The organism is Paenibacillus sp. CECT 9249 (assembly GCF_918697855.1).
Lineage (GTDB): Bacteria > Bacillota > Bacilli > Paenibacillales > Paenibacillaceae > MSJ-34.
The window spans coordinates 244,053-261,195 of sequence record NZ_CAKKLI010000003.1 but is presented as its reverse complement, the minus strand read 5'-3'; the positions used below and the strand labels follow the sequence as shown (position 1 = coordinate 261,195).

9 protein-coding genes and 1 riboswitch are annotated in these 17,143 nt (G+C 55.9%); of the genes, 1 reads left to right on the top strand and 8 read right to left on the bottom strand.

What is annotated here, in order from left to right; genetic code table 11:
- Positions 1-13: 13 nt before the first annotated feature.
- The 5 genes from LQ229_RS04625 to LQ229_RS04605 all read right to left on the bottom strand — a co-directional run bounded on the left by LQ229_RS04625 (position 14) and on the right by LQ229_RS04605 (position 12,588).
- The gene (locus tag LQ229_RS04625; RefSeq protein ID WP_230191052.1) at positions 14-751 is read right to left on the bottom strand and encodes a glycosyltransferase family 2 protein; all 738 of its coding nucleotides are present in this window, start codon (positions 749-751) and stop codon (positions 14-16) included.
- Entirely contained in the window at positions 748-1,572 is an 825-nt protein-coding gene (locus tag LQ229_RS04620) for a glycosyltransferase (protein WP_216536582.1), read from the bottom strand. The genes LQ229_RS04625 and LQ229_RS04620 overlap by 4 nt, the downstream gene beginning before the upstream one ends.
- A gap of 4 nt (positions 1,573-1,576) precedes the next feature.
- Positions 1,577-2,344: a glycosyltransferase gene (locus LQ229_RS04615; protein WP_230191085.1), complete on the bottom strand. Its 768-nt coding sequence runs from the start codon at positions 2,342-2,344 to the stop codon at positions 1,577-1,579.
- A 289-nt stretch (positions 2,345-2,633) separates the two neighbouring features.
- Positions 2,634-11,315 (bottom strand): WIAG-tail domain, encoded by an 8,682-nt coding sequence (locus LQ229_RS04610; protein WP_230191051.1) that lies wholly within the window; start codon positions 11,313-11,315, stop codon positions 2,634-2,636.
- Between the two features lie 115 nt (positions 11,316-11,430).
- Positions 11,431-12,588 (bottom strand): glycosyltransferase family 4 protein, encoded by a 1,158-nt coding sequence (locus LQ229_RS04605; protein ID WP_216536585.1) that lies wholly within the window; start codon positions 12,586-12,588, stop codon positions 11,431-11,433.
- A gap of 261 nt (positions 12,589-12,849) precedes the next feature.
- Here LQ229_RS04605 and LQ229_RS04600 point away from each other — a divergent pair, with 261 nt between their 5' ends.
- On the top strand, positions 12,850-13,986 hold the full coding sequence (locus tag LQ229_RS04600) for a YheC/YheD family protein (RefSeq protein ID WP_216536586.1): 1,137 nt from the start codon (positions 12,850-12,852) through the stop codon (positions 13,984-13,986).
- On the opposite strand, the gene LQ229_RS04595 is transcribed toward LQ229_RS04600, so the two are convergent.
- Genes LQ229_RS04595 through LQ229_RS04585 form a run of 3 tightly spaced genes read right to left on the bottom strand, consistent with a single transcriptional unit; the run spans position 13,965 to position 16,944 of the window.
- A complete protein-coding gene (locus LQ229_RS04595; RefSeq protein WP_216536587.1) occupies positions 13,965-14,777 on the bottom strand; it encodes an energy-coupling factor transporter transmembrane component T in 813 nt (270 codons plus the stop codon). The two genes, LQ229_RS04600 and LQ229_RS04595, sit on opposite strands and share 22 nt — an antisense overlap.
- Positions 14,755-16,314 (bottom strand): ABC transporter ATP-binding protein, encoded by a 1,560-nt coding sequence (locus tag LQ229_RS04590; RefSeq protein ID WP_216536588.1) that lies wholly within the window; start codon positions 16,312-16,314, stop codon positions 14,755-14,757. The genes LQ229_RS04595 and LQ229_RS04590 overlap by 23 nt, the downstream gene beginning before the upstream one ends.
- An 18-nt stretch (positions 16,315-16,332) precedes the next feature.
- The gene (locus LQ229_RS04585; RefSeq protein ID WP_216536589.1) at positions 16,333-16,944 is read right to left on the bottom strand and encodes an ECF transporter S component; all 612 of its coding nucleotides are present in this window, start codon (positions 16,942-16,944) and stop codon (positions 16,333-16,335) included.
- Positions 16,945-17,023: 79 nt separating this feature from the next.
- Positions 17,024-17,136: riboswitch (TPP riboswitch) on the bottom strand.
- Positions 17,137-17,143 lie beyond the last annotated feature (7 nt).

Here is a 17,143-nt window from a genome sequence, read left to right as displayed (position 1 = left end):
AAATCCCTCCCCGTCATATATAAATGTGCGGATCCACACCCCATTTATTTTGAAACAACCGATAATTCCGTTCGATCAACTCCTCGATCCGGCCGGCGGCATGCTCTCTGAAGCTCGCGCTTCCTTCGTGATGTACGAGCGCATCGCCGCAAATCATCAAACTAAAGCCGCACATGCGCGCCCGGAAGCAGTAATCGTCGTCTTCATAATGTCCGGGGCTGAAATGTTCGTCCAACAAGCCGATCGTATCCAACACTTCCCGCCTGAACAAAAAACAAAAACCGACGATGCGTTCCGCCAATTTCCGTTTGGAAGCGTCGGGACGGTTCGCTTCGGCGGCAAGCCGCTGAAATTCGGCCAAGTCCGCATAGGGATATGCCACTTGTTGTTTGCCGCTGACATAATTGGCGATCGGGCCGACGATGCCGATATGATCCGCACTGTACAGTCCGGCCAACAAATTGGACAGCCAATTGGCGCTTACGACGACATCGTTGTTTAGCAACAGCAGCGCATCCCCGCTTGCCATCCGCAATCCTCTGTTGCAAGCGGCCGGAAATCCCGTATTGGACGGCAGCGAAATAAACGGAATTTGCTCCTGCCGGCAATAATCCGCCGTTCCGTCCGTCGATCCGTTGTCAACCACGATTAATTCGTACGGTACGTCCGTATATTGCCGAATCGATGCGAGACATTGCCGCAGCAGGTGAAGTCCGTTAAATGTAGGAATAATAATGCTGGTCCTTTTCACCGGCCTTTCCTCCTTAACGCCGCTCTTCTGCGGAAACGATCGGGGAACAGCAACCTTCCGCCTTGTATATCCATCGCCTGCCGGAACGCTTCCAGATGGTCGCCCACAATCAATTGCGAAACCGGATTTATCGTCCCGATATTGATTTTCCGCTCCCTATTATGATGGAAGACGTTTACGCTGACGCTTGCCTCCACTTTCAGTCCTTGCAGCAGCGCGATCGCATGCGCTTTCGGCGGCACCATTAAATTCGCGCAGCCGATCGTTTCGACCGCTTTGCGCGACAGCGCGTGCGGAACCGCTGTTAACGAATTGGCCCCCAAGTCCGGCCGCCCCAAGCAGCGGTTCAGAAATTCCTTGCATCGCGTAACGGCATCGCGTTCATCGAACATTGGCAGATACGGCGACAAATCGTTTAGTGCGACATCCGTTCCGCGACGCACCGCCTCGATGAATTGGGCAAGCGATTCCGCCGGAACGGGAAAGTCGCCGTCCACGAACAATAAAATATCCGATTGCGCCGCTTTGGCGCCGATCGCTCTGCCCACATCATGTCCGATGGGATGCGGATAGTGCAAGATGACCGCTTGCGGATATGATCGCGCGAGCGGAAAACTTCGGTCTCTGCAGCCGTTCATCACGATAATCAGTTCATCCAGCGCAAGCCGGGTCAATTGACCGAGCACCTTCCCGATCGACTCTTCTTCGTTGCTCACGGATACGATCGCAGCGACGGTCGCTGCGGAGGCCGCGGGGCGCTCAACGCTGCTTCTCCGGACCCCGTTCATCGGTTTCCGTACGCTTCTTCCGCTCTGCTTCATTCGCTCACCTCACGATTTCCCGTGTCCTCGACAAATCTCCGAAGCCGCCGCGCGGCTCATTCGCCGTTATCCATTCGATCGCCTCCAGATGATCGCCGATAATCAAGCCTTCCAGCGGATCGTGCCTGCGCCCGCGCATGCGGAGCGGATTCAATCGCCCTACGTTCACGCGGTAAACCGCCTTCACTTGCAATCCGCGTCCGATTGCAATGGCGTGCGCAAGCGGCGGAACCGCCAGATTCTCCGCGCCGATCGCCTCCAGCGCCCTCCGGCTGATCGCATGCGGAACGGCCGTCAACGAAGATCCTTGCAGATCCGGGCGGGAAAGCATCGCATTCAACGCATGCTTGGCCAAGACGACGCCATGCACTCTATGTTTTCGAACCGGTCCCGAATAGTTGTTCAAAGCGACGTCCAATCCGCCGGAGACGGCCTTGACGAACGGCCGCAGTTGCTTGACGGGAATGATCATGTCGCCGTCGATAAACAATAAAATATGTCCTTTTGCCGCCTGCGCACCAATGCTTCGGCCGACATCGTGACCCAAAGATTCGGAAAACGACAATACGGTAGCCCCGCATTTTTCGGCAATGCTTCCGCTCCCGTCTTTCGATCCGTTGGCCACGACGATAACTTCGGTATGCGGGTGCACCATTTGGGCCTCCCGGATCACGCGGGCGATCGTTTTTCTTTCGTTCTTGACGGGGATAATGACGGAAACGTACGGTTTCGAGCCATTCCCCGCATCCGTATTGAGGCGAGTGCGAGTCAAAGTTTTACGAATCGTTCGACGATGACGGATTAACAACGTCATCCACCTCCTAATGTTCGGAAAAAATTGTGAGTATCGGCGAGGCCGCATACCGAATTCGCGTGAAACGCGCTTCACGCTCGCGTTTACACACATTCTATGTTGTACACTTTCTATTGCAACGGCTTATGTACTGCCCCCTCCTTCGGCATTGCATGGCAGGCTGCCGGTCGGGACAAAGCAAACACGCGAGTCTATCGACCCGCGTGTTCTAACGTCTGTCCCCGTATCATATTGATTCGCTTCTCGCTCATTTTTGGCCTATCGCGATCCAGGAAATGTATCCGAACGGCTGCGGACTGATGCGGCCCCTCACAATTTCGACGACGGCGAATTTTTCGTTCTTCGCCCGCAATGCCGCGTAGCAGGCCGAATGGTTCGTCATCGCGACGATCACGTAATCCGCATTCGCATAAGGTTCGGCAAATGAAACGGTCACTTCGATTTTTTCGTCTTGATCGCAAAATGCGAAAGGGGTCATTCCGAACTGCTGCAAAGGCGGCGCACTCGATGCAACCGTTTGAACCGGAGTAAACGTCATTTTGTCCGGCGAAACCGATTCGTCCTGCAAGTGCTCGGCGGCAACCGATCCGAAGGCAATCTTCTTGCCGCCCACCGCACGATCGGCCAACTTATCGTTCGTTACGCTTCCGTTGTCAAGCAAGGACGTTACGATCGCATGGGCCTGAATATGCTCGGTGCCGATCGCATCACCCGTTAGCTTCTCCCCGGTAATCGATCCGTCCCGAAGCTGGTCGGCGCCGATCGCTTGATCCCGGATATGCTGCGTTTGCACCGCATGCCGCTGAAGATGGGCTTCCCCGATCGAACCGCTGCGGATATGTCCGCCCGTAACCGCTGCTTCGCCAATGTGCCGTTCTTCAACAATATGGTCGCCAAGATGATCCGGACCGATCGAGCGCGGCGCGATATGCTCCGAGGCGACCGATTCATCCGAAAGATAGAATGTTTCAACGACCTCCGGGGCAAGCTTTGACAAGGTAACGCCACCGTCTTGCAATTGATCCGTGCCGATGGCCCCGTCTTGCAAATGTTCCGGCTGTACGGCCCCCGGCTGCAAATGCTCCGCGCCGACGGAACCGGACTGCAAATGCTTCGCTTCGATCGCCCGGTCGGCAACATGCGATTCGTCGACGGAACCTTCCTTAATATGCTCCGCCCGGATGGACCCTGTTGCAATATGGCCGGTTTGAACAGTTTGCGGCGAAAGGTGGAACGGTTGGATCGACAATGGCGCTATTTTGTAGGCCGTAACCGCAGAATCCTGAATTTTGCCGCTCACCACGCAACCGTCGCGCAGTAGTGCCGCATCGATCGCCTGCGCTTGAATATGCTCGCCGGTTATCGTTTCCGCCGCCAGCTTGCTTCCCGTGACCGCTCCTTCCTGCAGTTGTTCCGAACCGACGGAACCGGATTGCAGGTGAACGGTTCCTACAGCCTCCGGACCGATATGTTCCGGCCGTACGGACTGCGCCGCCAAATGCGATGAATCGACCGCGCCCCCGCGGATTTTATCCGAGGTAATTGCTCCGTCGCCAATTTTCTCGCTGCTGACGCTGCCGTCCTTGAGCGTATCCGTATCGACGGATTGGAGCTGCAAATGCCGGGAGCTTACCGATTCCGCCGCCAATTTGTCGCCGGTTACCGCGCCGTCCCGCAACTGTTCGGTTCCGATCGCGCCAAGCTGCAAATGCTCCGAATGCACCGATCCCGCTTGCAATTGCCGTTCTGTTACGGAATCCTGCTGCAGATGAGCGGCCGAAATTTGCTCGGATGCGATATGCTCTCCGCCGATCGCGGAAGCGCCGATATGCTCCGGACCGACGATACCGGGGCCAAGATGGTCCGGCCGTATCGAGTGCGGGATGATATGCGTCGAACTGACGGCACGGGCGGCGATTTTGTTGGCCGTTACCGCTCCGTCGCTTATTTTGTCGTTCGTCACGCTTCCTTCTTGCAAAATGTCCGCCGTCACGGCTCCGGATTGCAGATGGGAGGCGGAAATGATTTGCGGAGCGAGCTTATCGCCGTTGATGGAACGGTCGGCAATCAGCGTTCCTTCCAACGAATCGAATTTCGTTTCTTGGACTTGGAGAACGTCAGGCTGCAAATGCTCTCTTCCGATCGACATCGGCTGCAAATGGCGTGATGCGATTTCGCCGTCGCCGATATGACGGCCGCGTACCGCCTCATCCGCGATATGGCGCTCCTCCACGGCGCGCTCCGCTATATGCTCGGGCTCGATGGCCCGCTCCGCTATATGCGCGGGCTCGATGGCCCGCTCCGCTATATGCGCGGACTCGATGGCCCGCTCCGCTATATGCGCGGGCTCGATGGCCCGCTCCGCTATATGCGCGGGCTCGATGGCGCGCTCCGCTATATGCGCGGGCTCGATGGCCCGCTCCGCTATATGCGCGGGCTCGATGGCCCGCTCCGCTATATGGGCGGGCTCGATGGCGCGCTCCGCTATATGCCCGGCCTGGACGGCTCCGTCCGTCAAATGGCTGCCGCGAATCGAACCGTCCGCAATTTTTACTGCGTCGATCAAACCGGGCTGCAATTTCTCCGCTCCGATTGAACCGTCCGCAATATGATCCGCCTGCACGGCTCCCGCCTGCAAATGATTCGACGCAACGGCGCCTTCCGCCAAATGTTCGGCAGCGATTTGCCCCGAAGCGACATGCTCGCCGAGAACGGCGGCGGAACCGATATGCTCGGACCGGACCGCCCCTTGGGCTAGATGGCCCGACTCGACGGCTAGCGGCGCAATATGCTCCGGCCGAACCGTTTCGGCGCCCAAATGGCCCGAATCGATCGACCGTCCCGCAATTTTGTCGCCGGTTACCGCTTCGGAAGCCAGCTTCTCGCCCGTGACGCTGCCAACCTGCAGCAATTCGGCAGCAATGGAGCCGTCTTGAATATGATCGCTCGCAATGGTCTTCGAGGCGATTCGATCGCCGGTAACGGATCCCTTCCGCAGCTTTTCTGCCGGAATCGATTCGTCCGGCAAATGTTCCGGCAAGAAGGCGCCAGGCTGAATATGCTGCGGTCCGATCGAACCTTCCTGCAAATGATCGGGGCCGATTTCACCGGGACCGATATGGCGCGCCTCGATCGCCGCCACCCCGATATGGTCGGAGCCGATCGAATACGGAACGATATGCTCTGCCGATACTGCCTCTTCCGCAATCTGCTGCGGCCCTACCGCTCCGGGTGCGATTTTGCTCTCCGTCACGCTGCCGTCCGCCAGTTTGGCGGCAATAACGGCGGAATCCGCAAGCAGCGGCGTTTGAACGGCTCCATCGAGAAGATGCTCCGCTGCGACCGTCTTGGCCGCGATTTTGTCGCCGGTAACGCTGCGCTCCTGCAACTTCTCCGCGCTTACGGCTCCGTCTTGCAAATGTTCCGTCCGCACGCTGCCCGATTGCAAATGGAACGATGCTACCGCTTCATGGCGGAGATGATCGCCGGAAATTTCTCCGGATTCGATATGCTGTCCTCCGATCGCTCCGGCCCGAATATGCTCCGCCCCGACCGATTGCCGGGCAATATGGGCGGCATGGACGGATTGTTCCGCCAAATGGCGCGAATGGACCGCTTGAATGCCGATTTTCGCCGCGCTTACGGCGCTGTCGGCCAATTTATCCGTATCGACCGCCCCGTCCTGAAGAAGAGCCTCGGTAATCGCTTGATCCTGAATATGATCTTCCACAATCGATTTCACGGCAATTTTCGCCGTCGTTACGGAACCGGTTTGCAATTTATCCGCCGTAACCGCCCCGTCCTGCACATGTTTCGTCGCGACGGCTCCTTCCGCCAAATGATCGGCGGCGATTTGCCCTGACGCGACATGTTCTCCGTGAACGGCGGCGGAACCGATATGCTCAGACCGGACCGCTTCCTGGGCCAGATGTCCCGTCTCGACGGCTTGCGGAGCGATATGCTCCGACCGCACTGCCTCGGCGTCCAAATGGCCGGAGCCGATCGAGCGCTGCGCAATATGATCGCCGGCAACCGCCGCAGCGGCCAGCTTGTCGCCGGTGACGCTTCCGGCCTGCAACATGTCGGCCGTAATCGAATCGTCTTGAATATGCTCCCCCGCGATCGTTTTCAGGACGATTTTATGGCCGGTAACGGAACGTTTCTGCAGCTTCTCCGCCGTGATCGAATCGTCCGGCAAATGTTCCGGCATGATTGCGCCCGCTTGAATATGCTGCGAACCGATCGCACCTTCCTGCAAATGTTCCGGACCGATTTCACCGGAACCGATATGGCGCGCCTCAACGGCCGCCACCCCGATATGGTCGGAGCCGATCGCATACGGAACGATATGCTGGGCCGAAACCGCCTCGTCCGCGATCTGCTGCGGCCCCACCGCTCCGCGGGCGATTTTGCTCTCGGTGACGCTGCCGTCGGCCAATTTGGAAGCCGCAACGGCGGAATCCGCGAGCAGCGGCGTTTGGACGGCACCGTCAAGCAGATGTTCCGTCGCAATCGTCTTAATTGCGATTTTTTCCCCGGTAATCGTGCGGTCCTGCAATTTTTCGGTACGAACGGCTCCGTCCCGCAAATGTCCCGTATGCACGCTGTCCGTTTGCAAATGAAACGAAGCTACCGCATCGGGGCCCAAATGATCGCCGGAGATTTCCCCTGATTCGATATGGCGGCCCGAGATCGCTCCCGTTCGAATATGCTCCGCTCCTACCGATTGCTGCCCAATATGGGCGGCATGGACGGATTGTTCCGCCAAATGCTGCGAATGCACCGCTTTCGCGCCGATTTTCGCTGCGCTTACGGCGCTGTCCGCCAATTTATCCGTGCCGACCGCCCCGTCCTGAAGAAGAGCCTCGGTAATCGCTTGATCCTGAATATGGTCTTCTACGATCGATTTTAAGGCGATTTTGGCCGTCGTTACGGAACCGGTTTGCAATTTATCCGCCGTGACCGCCCCGTCTTGCAAATGTACGGTCGACAGCGCCCCGTCTTGAATATGGCGGGAAGTGACGGCCATCACCTGCAAATGCTCGCCGGTCACTTCGCCGGGACCGATATGCCGCCCCTCGATCGAGGAGTCCGTCAAATGTTCCGTTTGCACCGCGTTTTCCGTTAAATGAATCGAACCGATCGATTTGAGGGCGATTTTGTCGCCCGAAACGACCCGATCCGGCAATTTGCTTCTCGTCACGCTTCCGTCCTGCAGCATGCCGGAATGGATGGAATCGTCCTGGATATGGGCTTCGCCGATCGATTGTTCGCGCAAATGATGGGTCAGAATGACGCCTTCCGTAAGATGCTCCGACGTAATAATGCCGGATTTCAAATGCCGGCTGTCGACCGATTCCGCCTGAAGATGGGACGAACCGATAACGGAATCGTTGACATGCTCCGCTTCGATCGCGCCTTGCGCAATATGATCCGCAAGGATGGCGCGTCTTGCGACTTTGCCGGAAGTGACCGATCCTGCGGCCAGTTTGGATTCGATTACGCTGCCGTCCTGCAAAATAACCGCGTTAACCGCGTCCGCGCGCAAATGTTCTTGCGTAACCGCCCCTTTTTGCAAATGCGCCGACTCGATCGCTTCTTCCGCGATATGATCCGAATGGACGCTTGCGGCCTGCAGATGGCTTGAGCCGACCGCGCCGATTTGCAGATGACCGCCGGAGACGCTTCCCGGCTCGATATGAATCGATTTTACGGCGCCCTCTCCGAGCTTGGCGGACGTTACCGCGCCGTCCTTCAGCTTATCCGTCCGAACGGCCTGATCGCGAATATGGCTCGTGTCGATCGCCTTGGACTGGATTTTGTTGCCGTGAATGCTTTCGTCGGGAACCAAATCCACGGATAAAACATCCTGCGCCAAGTGAGCGACCGTTACGCTTCCTTTTTTCAGATGATATCCTTGAATGGAATTGACGCGCAGATGTTTGCCCGAGATGGATTCGAGCGCGATATGTTTGCCGGTTACGGCCGATATGGCGATTTTGTCGTTCGTTACCGCCGCGTCCTGCAACATTTCCGCCGTAATGGATTGCGGCTGCAAATGGCGTTCTCCGACCGCAAGATCTTTTAAATGGTTGGAATCGACGGATTGCCGAGTCAGATGCTCCGATGTAACGGACTCCGGCTGAAGCTTGCCGGCGGAAACGGAACGGTCCGCCAAATGCTCTTCCTCAACGCTTTCCGGCTGAAGCTTGGATCCGCTGACGCTGCGCTCGGCGAGCTTTTCTTCCGTAACGCTGGAATTGCATAAATGAACCGATTGAACGGCATGCGCCTGCAAATGCCTGCCGCCGATCGTTTCGTTCCCGATATGATCGCCCTCGATGGAGCCGGGAACGATCTTGGTGCCCGAAACGCTATGCTCCGCCAATTTTCCGTTCGTAACCGCCCCATCCAACAGCATGCCGGTTTCGATCGATTCCGCCGATATATGCTCGGCGCGGATCGCCTTCGCATTCACATGTTCGGATTGAACGGCTTGTTCAGCCAAGGCGTACCCGGTGACGGCTCCTTCGGACAAATGTTTTCTTTCGATCGCCTCCGAGGCCAGCTTGTCGGCCGTTATGCTTTGATTGGCGATTTTGGACGTCGTAACCGACATATCGCCCAATTTATCCGTCGAGACGCTTTCCGGCGACAGCTTTAACGAAGTGATCACATGATCGGCCAAATGATGGGAATAGATCATTCCGGCCCCGATATGACGATCCTTTATCGCATGCGCGGCGATTTTATCGGAGGTAACGGCTTCGTTCTTGATCATTCCTTGCTCGATCGAGTGATTCTCGATATGAACGCTTTGAACGGCTCCCGGCGAGATATGGTAAGATTGCACGGCTTCTTCTTGCAAATTGAACGAACTGACCGCGCTGTCCGCCAAATGGTACGTTTGAACCGATTGGTCCGCGATTTTATCGGATGTTACCGCCTGCGAGGCGATCTTCTCTTCCGTTATCGCGCCGTCCGCCACTTTTTCGGTAACGACGCTGCCTGCCGCCAATTTCTCATCCGTAACGACCGCAGCATCCAAATGATACGTCGTCACCGCGCCCAGCCCGATATGGTCTTCCTGTACGGCAAGATAAGCCAATTTGTCGGAGGTGACCGCGCCGTTTTGCAAATGCTGTTCCTGTACGGCTTCTTCTTGGATATGTTCGGGACCAACCGATTCCTTCTGCAAATGAATCGTTCCTACGCTGAACGGGGCGATCCGGTCCGAGACGACCGAGCCTTTCGCTATGTGCCGAGTTTGCACGGCTTCGTCCGCTATTTTTTGCGGCAAAATACTTTGTTCGGCGATTTTCGAAGTCGTAATCGCATGATCGACGATTTTGACGGTCGTTACCGATTGGTCGGCAAGCTTCGATGTTGAAACAGTTTGATCGGCAATATGCCAGCTTTGAATTTCGTTCTGGCCGATATGTTCCTGTTTCACGGCTTCTTCTTGCAAATGGTTGAAATTGACGGACGACGGCGCCAAATGGGCGGACGCAATCGCGTGCGGCTGAATATGGTTCGGACCGATCGACCGAGAAGCCAAATGATTCGAATTTACATGTCCGTCCGCAATATGATCTCCTTGTATCGATCTGGGCGCCAAGTGCTGTTTCGTAATCGCTCCGTCGCGAATATGGGCCGCCGTAATGCTTTCGTTTTCAATTTTCGCTTCCGTAATCGCTCCGTCGCGTATTTTGGCGGATGTGACCGCATTATCTTTAATTTTGGAACTGTCGATCGACTCGTTGGCCAAATTTTCCGTTTGGATCGCGCCGCTGCGAATTTTTTCGGCCGTAATCGATTGATTTTGAATCAAGTCGGCAGAGATGATCATGGCGCTCAAGTGTTTCGTTTGAATCGAACCTTCGGCGATTTTGCTCGAGTCGATCGTTTTATCCGCCAATTTCTCCGACGTGATGCTTCCGTCTTTAATTTTTTCGCTCGTAATGGAACGATCCCGGATTTTCTGTCCGGATATCGCATTGCGGATCAAATGCTCGCCTGCGATCGATTCCGGCGCGATTTTCGAGGCATTGATGGCGCCGTCGGCGATTTTTATGCTGAGCACCGCGTAGTCCTGCAACGCTTCGGTCCCGATACTGTCCCTTTTCAACTTCGTCCCGTCAATCGAATAAGGCGCAATTTTTTCGTTCGTGACCGCACCGTCCGCTAAATCGTCCGTATACACGACTTCTTTCTTCGCGCTGCGAACCGGCGCTTGCTGCGCTGCGGATTCGAATAAAGCTTCGCTGCCCCTTTTGGGAGACGGGTTGGGCTCGGCCGCGGAAGAGAATGACGCTTTTTGGCCTTTCGCAGCGGGTCCCTCAGGCGCGGCTTCGCTATTCCGCTCTTCATTCGGCTCTTGCAGCGAGCCGGACTTATCCGGCTTCGCTCCGCTTCTCGCTTCCGGTTTCGCCGCGGCCCTAGGCGCTCTGCGTTCCGTTCGCGGTGCGGTTCTGGCTTCCTTTGCATCCGGCAATTCGTCCTTTATCGCTTCCGATCCGCTCTCCGCCTCCGACTGCAACTCGGCAACATCCGCTTCCTTCCGTTCCGCCTTCGCTTCATGAGCTACGTTTTCCGCCCGCGCTTCCCCCTGAGCGGCCGTCTTGTCGCCAAACAAGACCGCTTTTGCGCGATTAAAGCCTTCATCCTTGTTCGTCAACGGTTCTTCGCGAGCCACTTCATGCATCGCATTCAGCATCCATTGCTCGGACGGCGCCTGTTCGAGAACGGATTCCGCCACAGCGCTAACGGCGAATTCCTTCCGCTGCGAAGTCTCTTTGACGTCTTCGCCGTCTTTTTTCTCTTTTTTCATGCTGTCAAGCCAGCTCAGTTCAAGAGAATTCGGGTTATGCACATAGTAAAGCGGTTTTTTCGTTTTCCCTGACTTCACCGTTTTCCTTTGCTTTTTCATTGGCCTCTCCTTCCTGCATAGATCGTCATTTGCATCATATGCATTCACCCAGATACTCGTCACTCGCCTAGAAAAATCGGACAATGAAATTTCATCGATACGATTCTACAGCCATTTACGTGACTTCGCTCTCGATCATTTTGATCCAACGGTCGGCCGTATGACGCCATGTAAACTGTTCCCGAACCCGTTCCGCGCTCGCTGTTCCCAACCGTTTCCTGAGCGTCTCGTCGCGCAAAAGCTGCGTTAAACGCGCTTTCAATTGGCTTCGCAACATTTGCGGGTCCAGCAAATATCCGGTTTCGCCGTCCGCGACGATTTCCTTCATTCCTCCGGCCCTTGTTGCGATGACCGGAATTCCCGCCGCCATGGCCTCCACATTGACCAAGCCGAACGCCTCGCGCGCGGACGAAGGGACGACGGCGATATCCGCCGCGCCGAACCAACGCGCTACCTGGTCGTACGGCACGTATGGAATGAAACGGATATGCTTGGAATACGGCTTTGCCGCCCGTTCCAGCTTGCGCACATAGGGCGTTTTCCGTTTGGAACCGTAAAAAGCGCTGCCTACGATGACAAAAAGCGCCGACGGATCTTCTTTTACAACGTCCGGAACGACGCGAAGCAAATGATGCACGCCTTTCATCGGAATTAATCGGCCAAGGAAAAGAATGATTTTGCGCCCCTGCATTCTGTGCTTGCGCAGCCACTCCTCCCGCAGCTGCCCTCCTTTTTTGCTCCAACGCGACGTGAAACTGTCCGGATCGACGCCCAGATGATTGACCGAGATTTTCCCCTTTATACCGGGAAACAGCTGTCCGATATGATTTTTGAGAAACGCGCTGTTTACGACGATGCGATCGACGGCGCGCAAACTGCGAGCGAGTTGCTGCGTTCCGATATGACGTTTGGAAAGAAACGTCGTGGAATGCAGGTATAGCCAGACGCGCGATTTGGGCATTTTCTTCTTCAAAAAATAAGCGAAGCGCGGCCGGTTCTCCACTTGAATGAGATCGGGCTTAAACGTTTTTAACCGCAAATAGACGGCCGAGATATACTTCCCGCCTTTCCCTGCCGGAAACCGTTCGCAAGGGACGCCCTTAATGAGGCCGAATCTGCGAAGCCCCTTGCCCGTTCTGCCGAAAATGCGCACATTCGCCCGATGTTTGATTAGCGGACATACTTGCTCGACCACGCGTTCCACCGAGCTGCTTCGTTTAGAAGGAATCGTGAAAGATCCCGGCGTTACGACGGCGACTTTTGGCGCGCTCAAACGATCAACCCCTTTCCTTCGAGAAGTGATGAAGCCTCCGGCAGCTGGAAGTGGGAGAGAACTGCGCCGGAGTATGCTACGTTAGCATATACAACCGGCCTATCCGATGGTGACAATGGCGGAAAAATAGACGAATGCGGGGACACATTCGACCATACGGGCCGACAGGGCGGCGGCATAAACTGTACGACAGAAATCTTCGAGCGCGTATTCTACGATTTGCTTTTGTTGAACTACTTCTGGCAGGAGGGACTTTCGTTCATGGGGAACAATTATGTGGGCATTTTGGTCAACTCAGGAACGTATCGGGGGATCCCAAGCGGGAAACCGAAACAGGAGTCGCTGTCCTGTTACGAAGAAGCCGGCAAGCGTTACGGCATTACGCCTTGTTATGTACGGTTGGCGGATTTGCATCCTGATAAGAAAGAAGCCGTCGCCTATGTGAAAGGCAAGTACGGATATGTGAGAAAAACCGTTCCGATTCCGCGGGTTATTCATAATCGCGCATTATACTTCCGCAAAGAGTCGCATGATCGCATCAAAGAACTCGTCAGGCAAGGGATTCAAATATTTAACGAAACGAACCGGTACGGCAAAATCGTCATCGACCGCATATTGCGCGAGGAACCTGAAGTAATCGGCCATCTCCCCGATACGATGCTGTACACCGCGGATAATCTCAAATTGATGATGCAACGGCACGACTCCTTGATTTTAAAGCCGAACAACGCCAGTTTGGGGCAAGGGGTCATCAAACTGCTTCGTTACTCGTCGGGATGGAAACTGTACTATCCCGCAGGCAAAGCGGGCGTGAAGACGGCGTATGCGAGAGCGAAGGAAATGCCGAAAGCGGTCTCGGCGTTCACCTCGCACAAAAAATATATCATCCAGCAATATATTCCGCTCGCCGCTTACAACGGCCGCCCCTTCGACCTGCGCGTCGTCGTGCAGCGTGACGGAAGCGGCCAGTGGCAAGTTACGGGCATCATCGGCAAAGTGGCGGGAGCAGGCAGATATATTACCAATGTGGCGAACGGCGGATCGGTTAGCCGCATTGAACAATTGCTGCCCGCGGCGCTGCCGCATTTCCCTGTGCAAGAGCTGAAGGAACGGATCGATGCCGTATCGCTTTCCATCGCCAAGCGGATGGAGTCGAAGCTGCCTCATCTTGCCGATCTCGGATTCGATATCGGCATTACCAGCCAAGGGGAAGTCAAGTTTATCGAATCCAACGGATGCGGCCGGAGATACGGTTTTCTGAAGGCGCGCATGTACGACATATGGCGGGCCACTTATAGCAATCCTATCGCTTACGCCGATTTTTTGCTGCGCTCCGGCTCCGGGGAATCGGGCGGCGGCGAGAACGAGACCGGCTGTCAAAGCGATTTGCTCATATAGCGCACATCGTCGATGCCGAAAACCGGGAAGCGGAACGCCGCCGCATAAGCGGCTGTCACAAGCGCGGCGAAACAAACGATAAATACGAGGTCCGCAATCGAATAGGAGGTCGCATAATAGTACGTACGTTTCGCCCGCATCCGAAACCGCTTCGCTTCCATCGCAACCGCGATCCGCTGCGCCCGCCGTATGCTTTGGGCAAGAAGCGGGACCGCATACATAGACAGCCTTTCGTACAAGCCTTTCACCCCTTGGGCATAGCGTACGCCGCGCACTTGCAGCGCATGCTTGCGCGTGACAAACTCTTCCCATACGATCGGCAGCAGACGCATCGACGCCAAAAAGCCGTATGCGAACCGGGGAGGCATGCGAAATTGCTGCATCAGGGCGTAGAACAACAGCGACGGACGGGTCGTAAGCGCAAACAGCAAACCCGCGGCCGCGCAGCAAACCGATTTCAATCCGATATGAATGCCGCGGTAAAAGCTTTCCTCGGAAATTTTCAGCAAACCCCATGTCCACCAAACGGTGTCTCCCCTGCCGAACAAGATCATCGTCGACGACGAAGAGAGGAAGACGAGCAGAAACGGCAGCATAAGCGCCGCCATCTTCCACCGCGAATGGCCGCTGGACAAGAACAGCAGCGCAATGTACACAATCGCTTGAAATAACGCGAAATCGGGCCGATGGGTCAACAAGGCGACGACGAACAGACCGAGAAAAGCGGCAAGCTTCAAGGCGGGGTTCACCCTGTGCAGCCATGTCTCTTTAGCGGGTTCGAGCAAGTTCATATCGCTTCTCCTCCTCCCGTTCCGCCCGGCCGCTTGCGATGAATGGGCACCGTTCGGCCGGATCGCGCCGGACGAGCTTGCCGTCTGCGATTTGCCAAACATGCGTCGCGAAATGACGAACCGCCTGCGGGTCGTGCGTTACGGTTACAATCGCGGTGCCTTGCTGCCGCAATTGTTCCAACGTTTCAAGAATCGCAAACGTATTGCGCGCGTCCTGACCGAAGGTCGGTTCGTCCAGGAGCAGCACCCGCTGTCCGCATACGACCGCAGTCGCGACGCTAAGCCGACGCTTCTGTCCGGTTGAGAGCTGATACGGATGACGCCCCGGACCTACATCAAGATCGAACAGCGCGAGCATTTGCGCAACGGCCGCTTCGATCCGAGCGGCGCTCTTCGCGCCGTCCCGCCTTAGCGAGTATGCGATCTCGTCATAGACGGTATTGGTTACAAATTGGAACTCCGGATTTTGAAAGACGAATCCGACATCGTCCGCCATAGGGCGTTGCCGGTTGCGGGAGCCTTGGCTGCCGCTTGCGGACAGATCGCGCCCGTTCAGCTCATACTTCCCCTCCGTCCGCAGCAGCTGCATAAGCGAGAGGAGCAGCGTGCTTTTGCCCGCTCCGTTGTCTCCGACGACGGCGATCCAATCGCCGGGATAGATTTCCGCCTCTTCTACCGCGATGCGCCCTTCATTCCCGCGGAACCCTTTCCAGTCGCGCAATACGATAACCGGCCTTTGAGCGGCCTCCGGCACACGATGTTGATCGGTCAACCGCCGATAGGACGGCGAAGCGGAATAATTCTCCCACACGCCGGGATGCCAGATGCCGTATTCCTGCAATTGACCCCGGCAGGTGCGGAATACGACGTTCGGCTCGCCGTCGGCGATAATGGCTCCTTCATCGTTCAGCAAGACGACCCGGTCTGCGAGCTCGGCAATCCGGTCGATTTTGTGCTCTACGATCAATATCGTTTTGCCGTCCGCAATCTTGCTTACCGATTCCCAAACTTGCCGCGTTCCTTCCGGATCGAGCAGCGCCGTCGGCTCGTCGAGAAACAATACGTCCGGATCAAGCAACAGCGCGGACGCGAGCGCGAGCCGCTGCTTCATCCCTTGGGACAGGCGCTTTACGGGGGTATGGAGATCGTCCAGCGCGAGGCCGACCTGCGCAAGCGCTTCAGTCATACGTGCCCGCATTTGTTCTCTGGGCACTGACAAGTTTTCCAGCACGAACGCCAATTCTTCGTCGACATACGGCATGCAGAACTGCGTATCCGGATCCTGGAATACGAATCCGCACGAGTCGGGAACGCGAATGGAATCGTATACGAGCGGCACTTCAATCGAATCGGGAATGAGCCCTCCGAGCACCTGCAGCAGCGTCGATTTCCCGCATCCGCTTGGGCCGAGCAGCAATACTTTCTGCCCGGCCGGTACGGTTAAGGACAAATCGCGGAACACAAAGGTTTGTTCTCCCGGAAACTTTAATCGCAATTGACCGACGCCTACCGCTTCCGTTTGTGCAATCGCCGCCATTTTCCCGCCTCGCTTTCGTCAGTTCTCATTCTTCAACGATTCATATTCCGACGCGGCCACCGGACGCACCAAATTGGTAACTCCCGTCGCTTCCAACGCTTTGACGACATAATAGGCGAATATCCCGGTGATTAAGACGGAGCTAACGCAGCGCAAACCGTATTTGACGAAAAACATCCATGCCTCGTAATCGGCGATATACCCGTACGAATAATCGACAAGCGCGGAACCGACCGCCATCGCCACGCCGGCGAGCGATGCCGCCGCGATCCCGTAATTCCGGTAACGGAATGCCGCGAATACAAGCTCCGCGCACAACCCTTGCACAAGTCCGTAAAGAAACATTTGGATCCCCCATTCCGAGCCGAACAGCAATTCCACATGGGCCGCGGCCAGTTCCGCCAACAGCGCGACGCCCGGTTTGCGGACGATCAGAAAGGCGATTGTCGACGCAATAAACCACATGCCGTATACGATTTCATCGGATTGAAAAAAGAACGGCTTGAACAAATCGTAGACGACGCCCCAAAACCGGTACACGACGCCAAGCACCAAAGCCAGAAACACCGTTACTAAAATATCGGAAAACTTCAAGCCTTTCCGGTACGCATTACCAATCGCTTGATTCATTTCTTGTCAAACTCTCCCTTTTTTATGAAATTTTACATAAAAAAACCGTCTGGAAATACACAGACGGTTAGAAAGGGCCCTTTGTCGAATCATGATTCTCTCCGCTGGCATTATCCAGATCAGATTAACGGTCGGTAGCGGTTGACTAGCTACAATCTCAGCCTGAATCCTCAAGCCCCCGTATCGTTATGTAATTGAC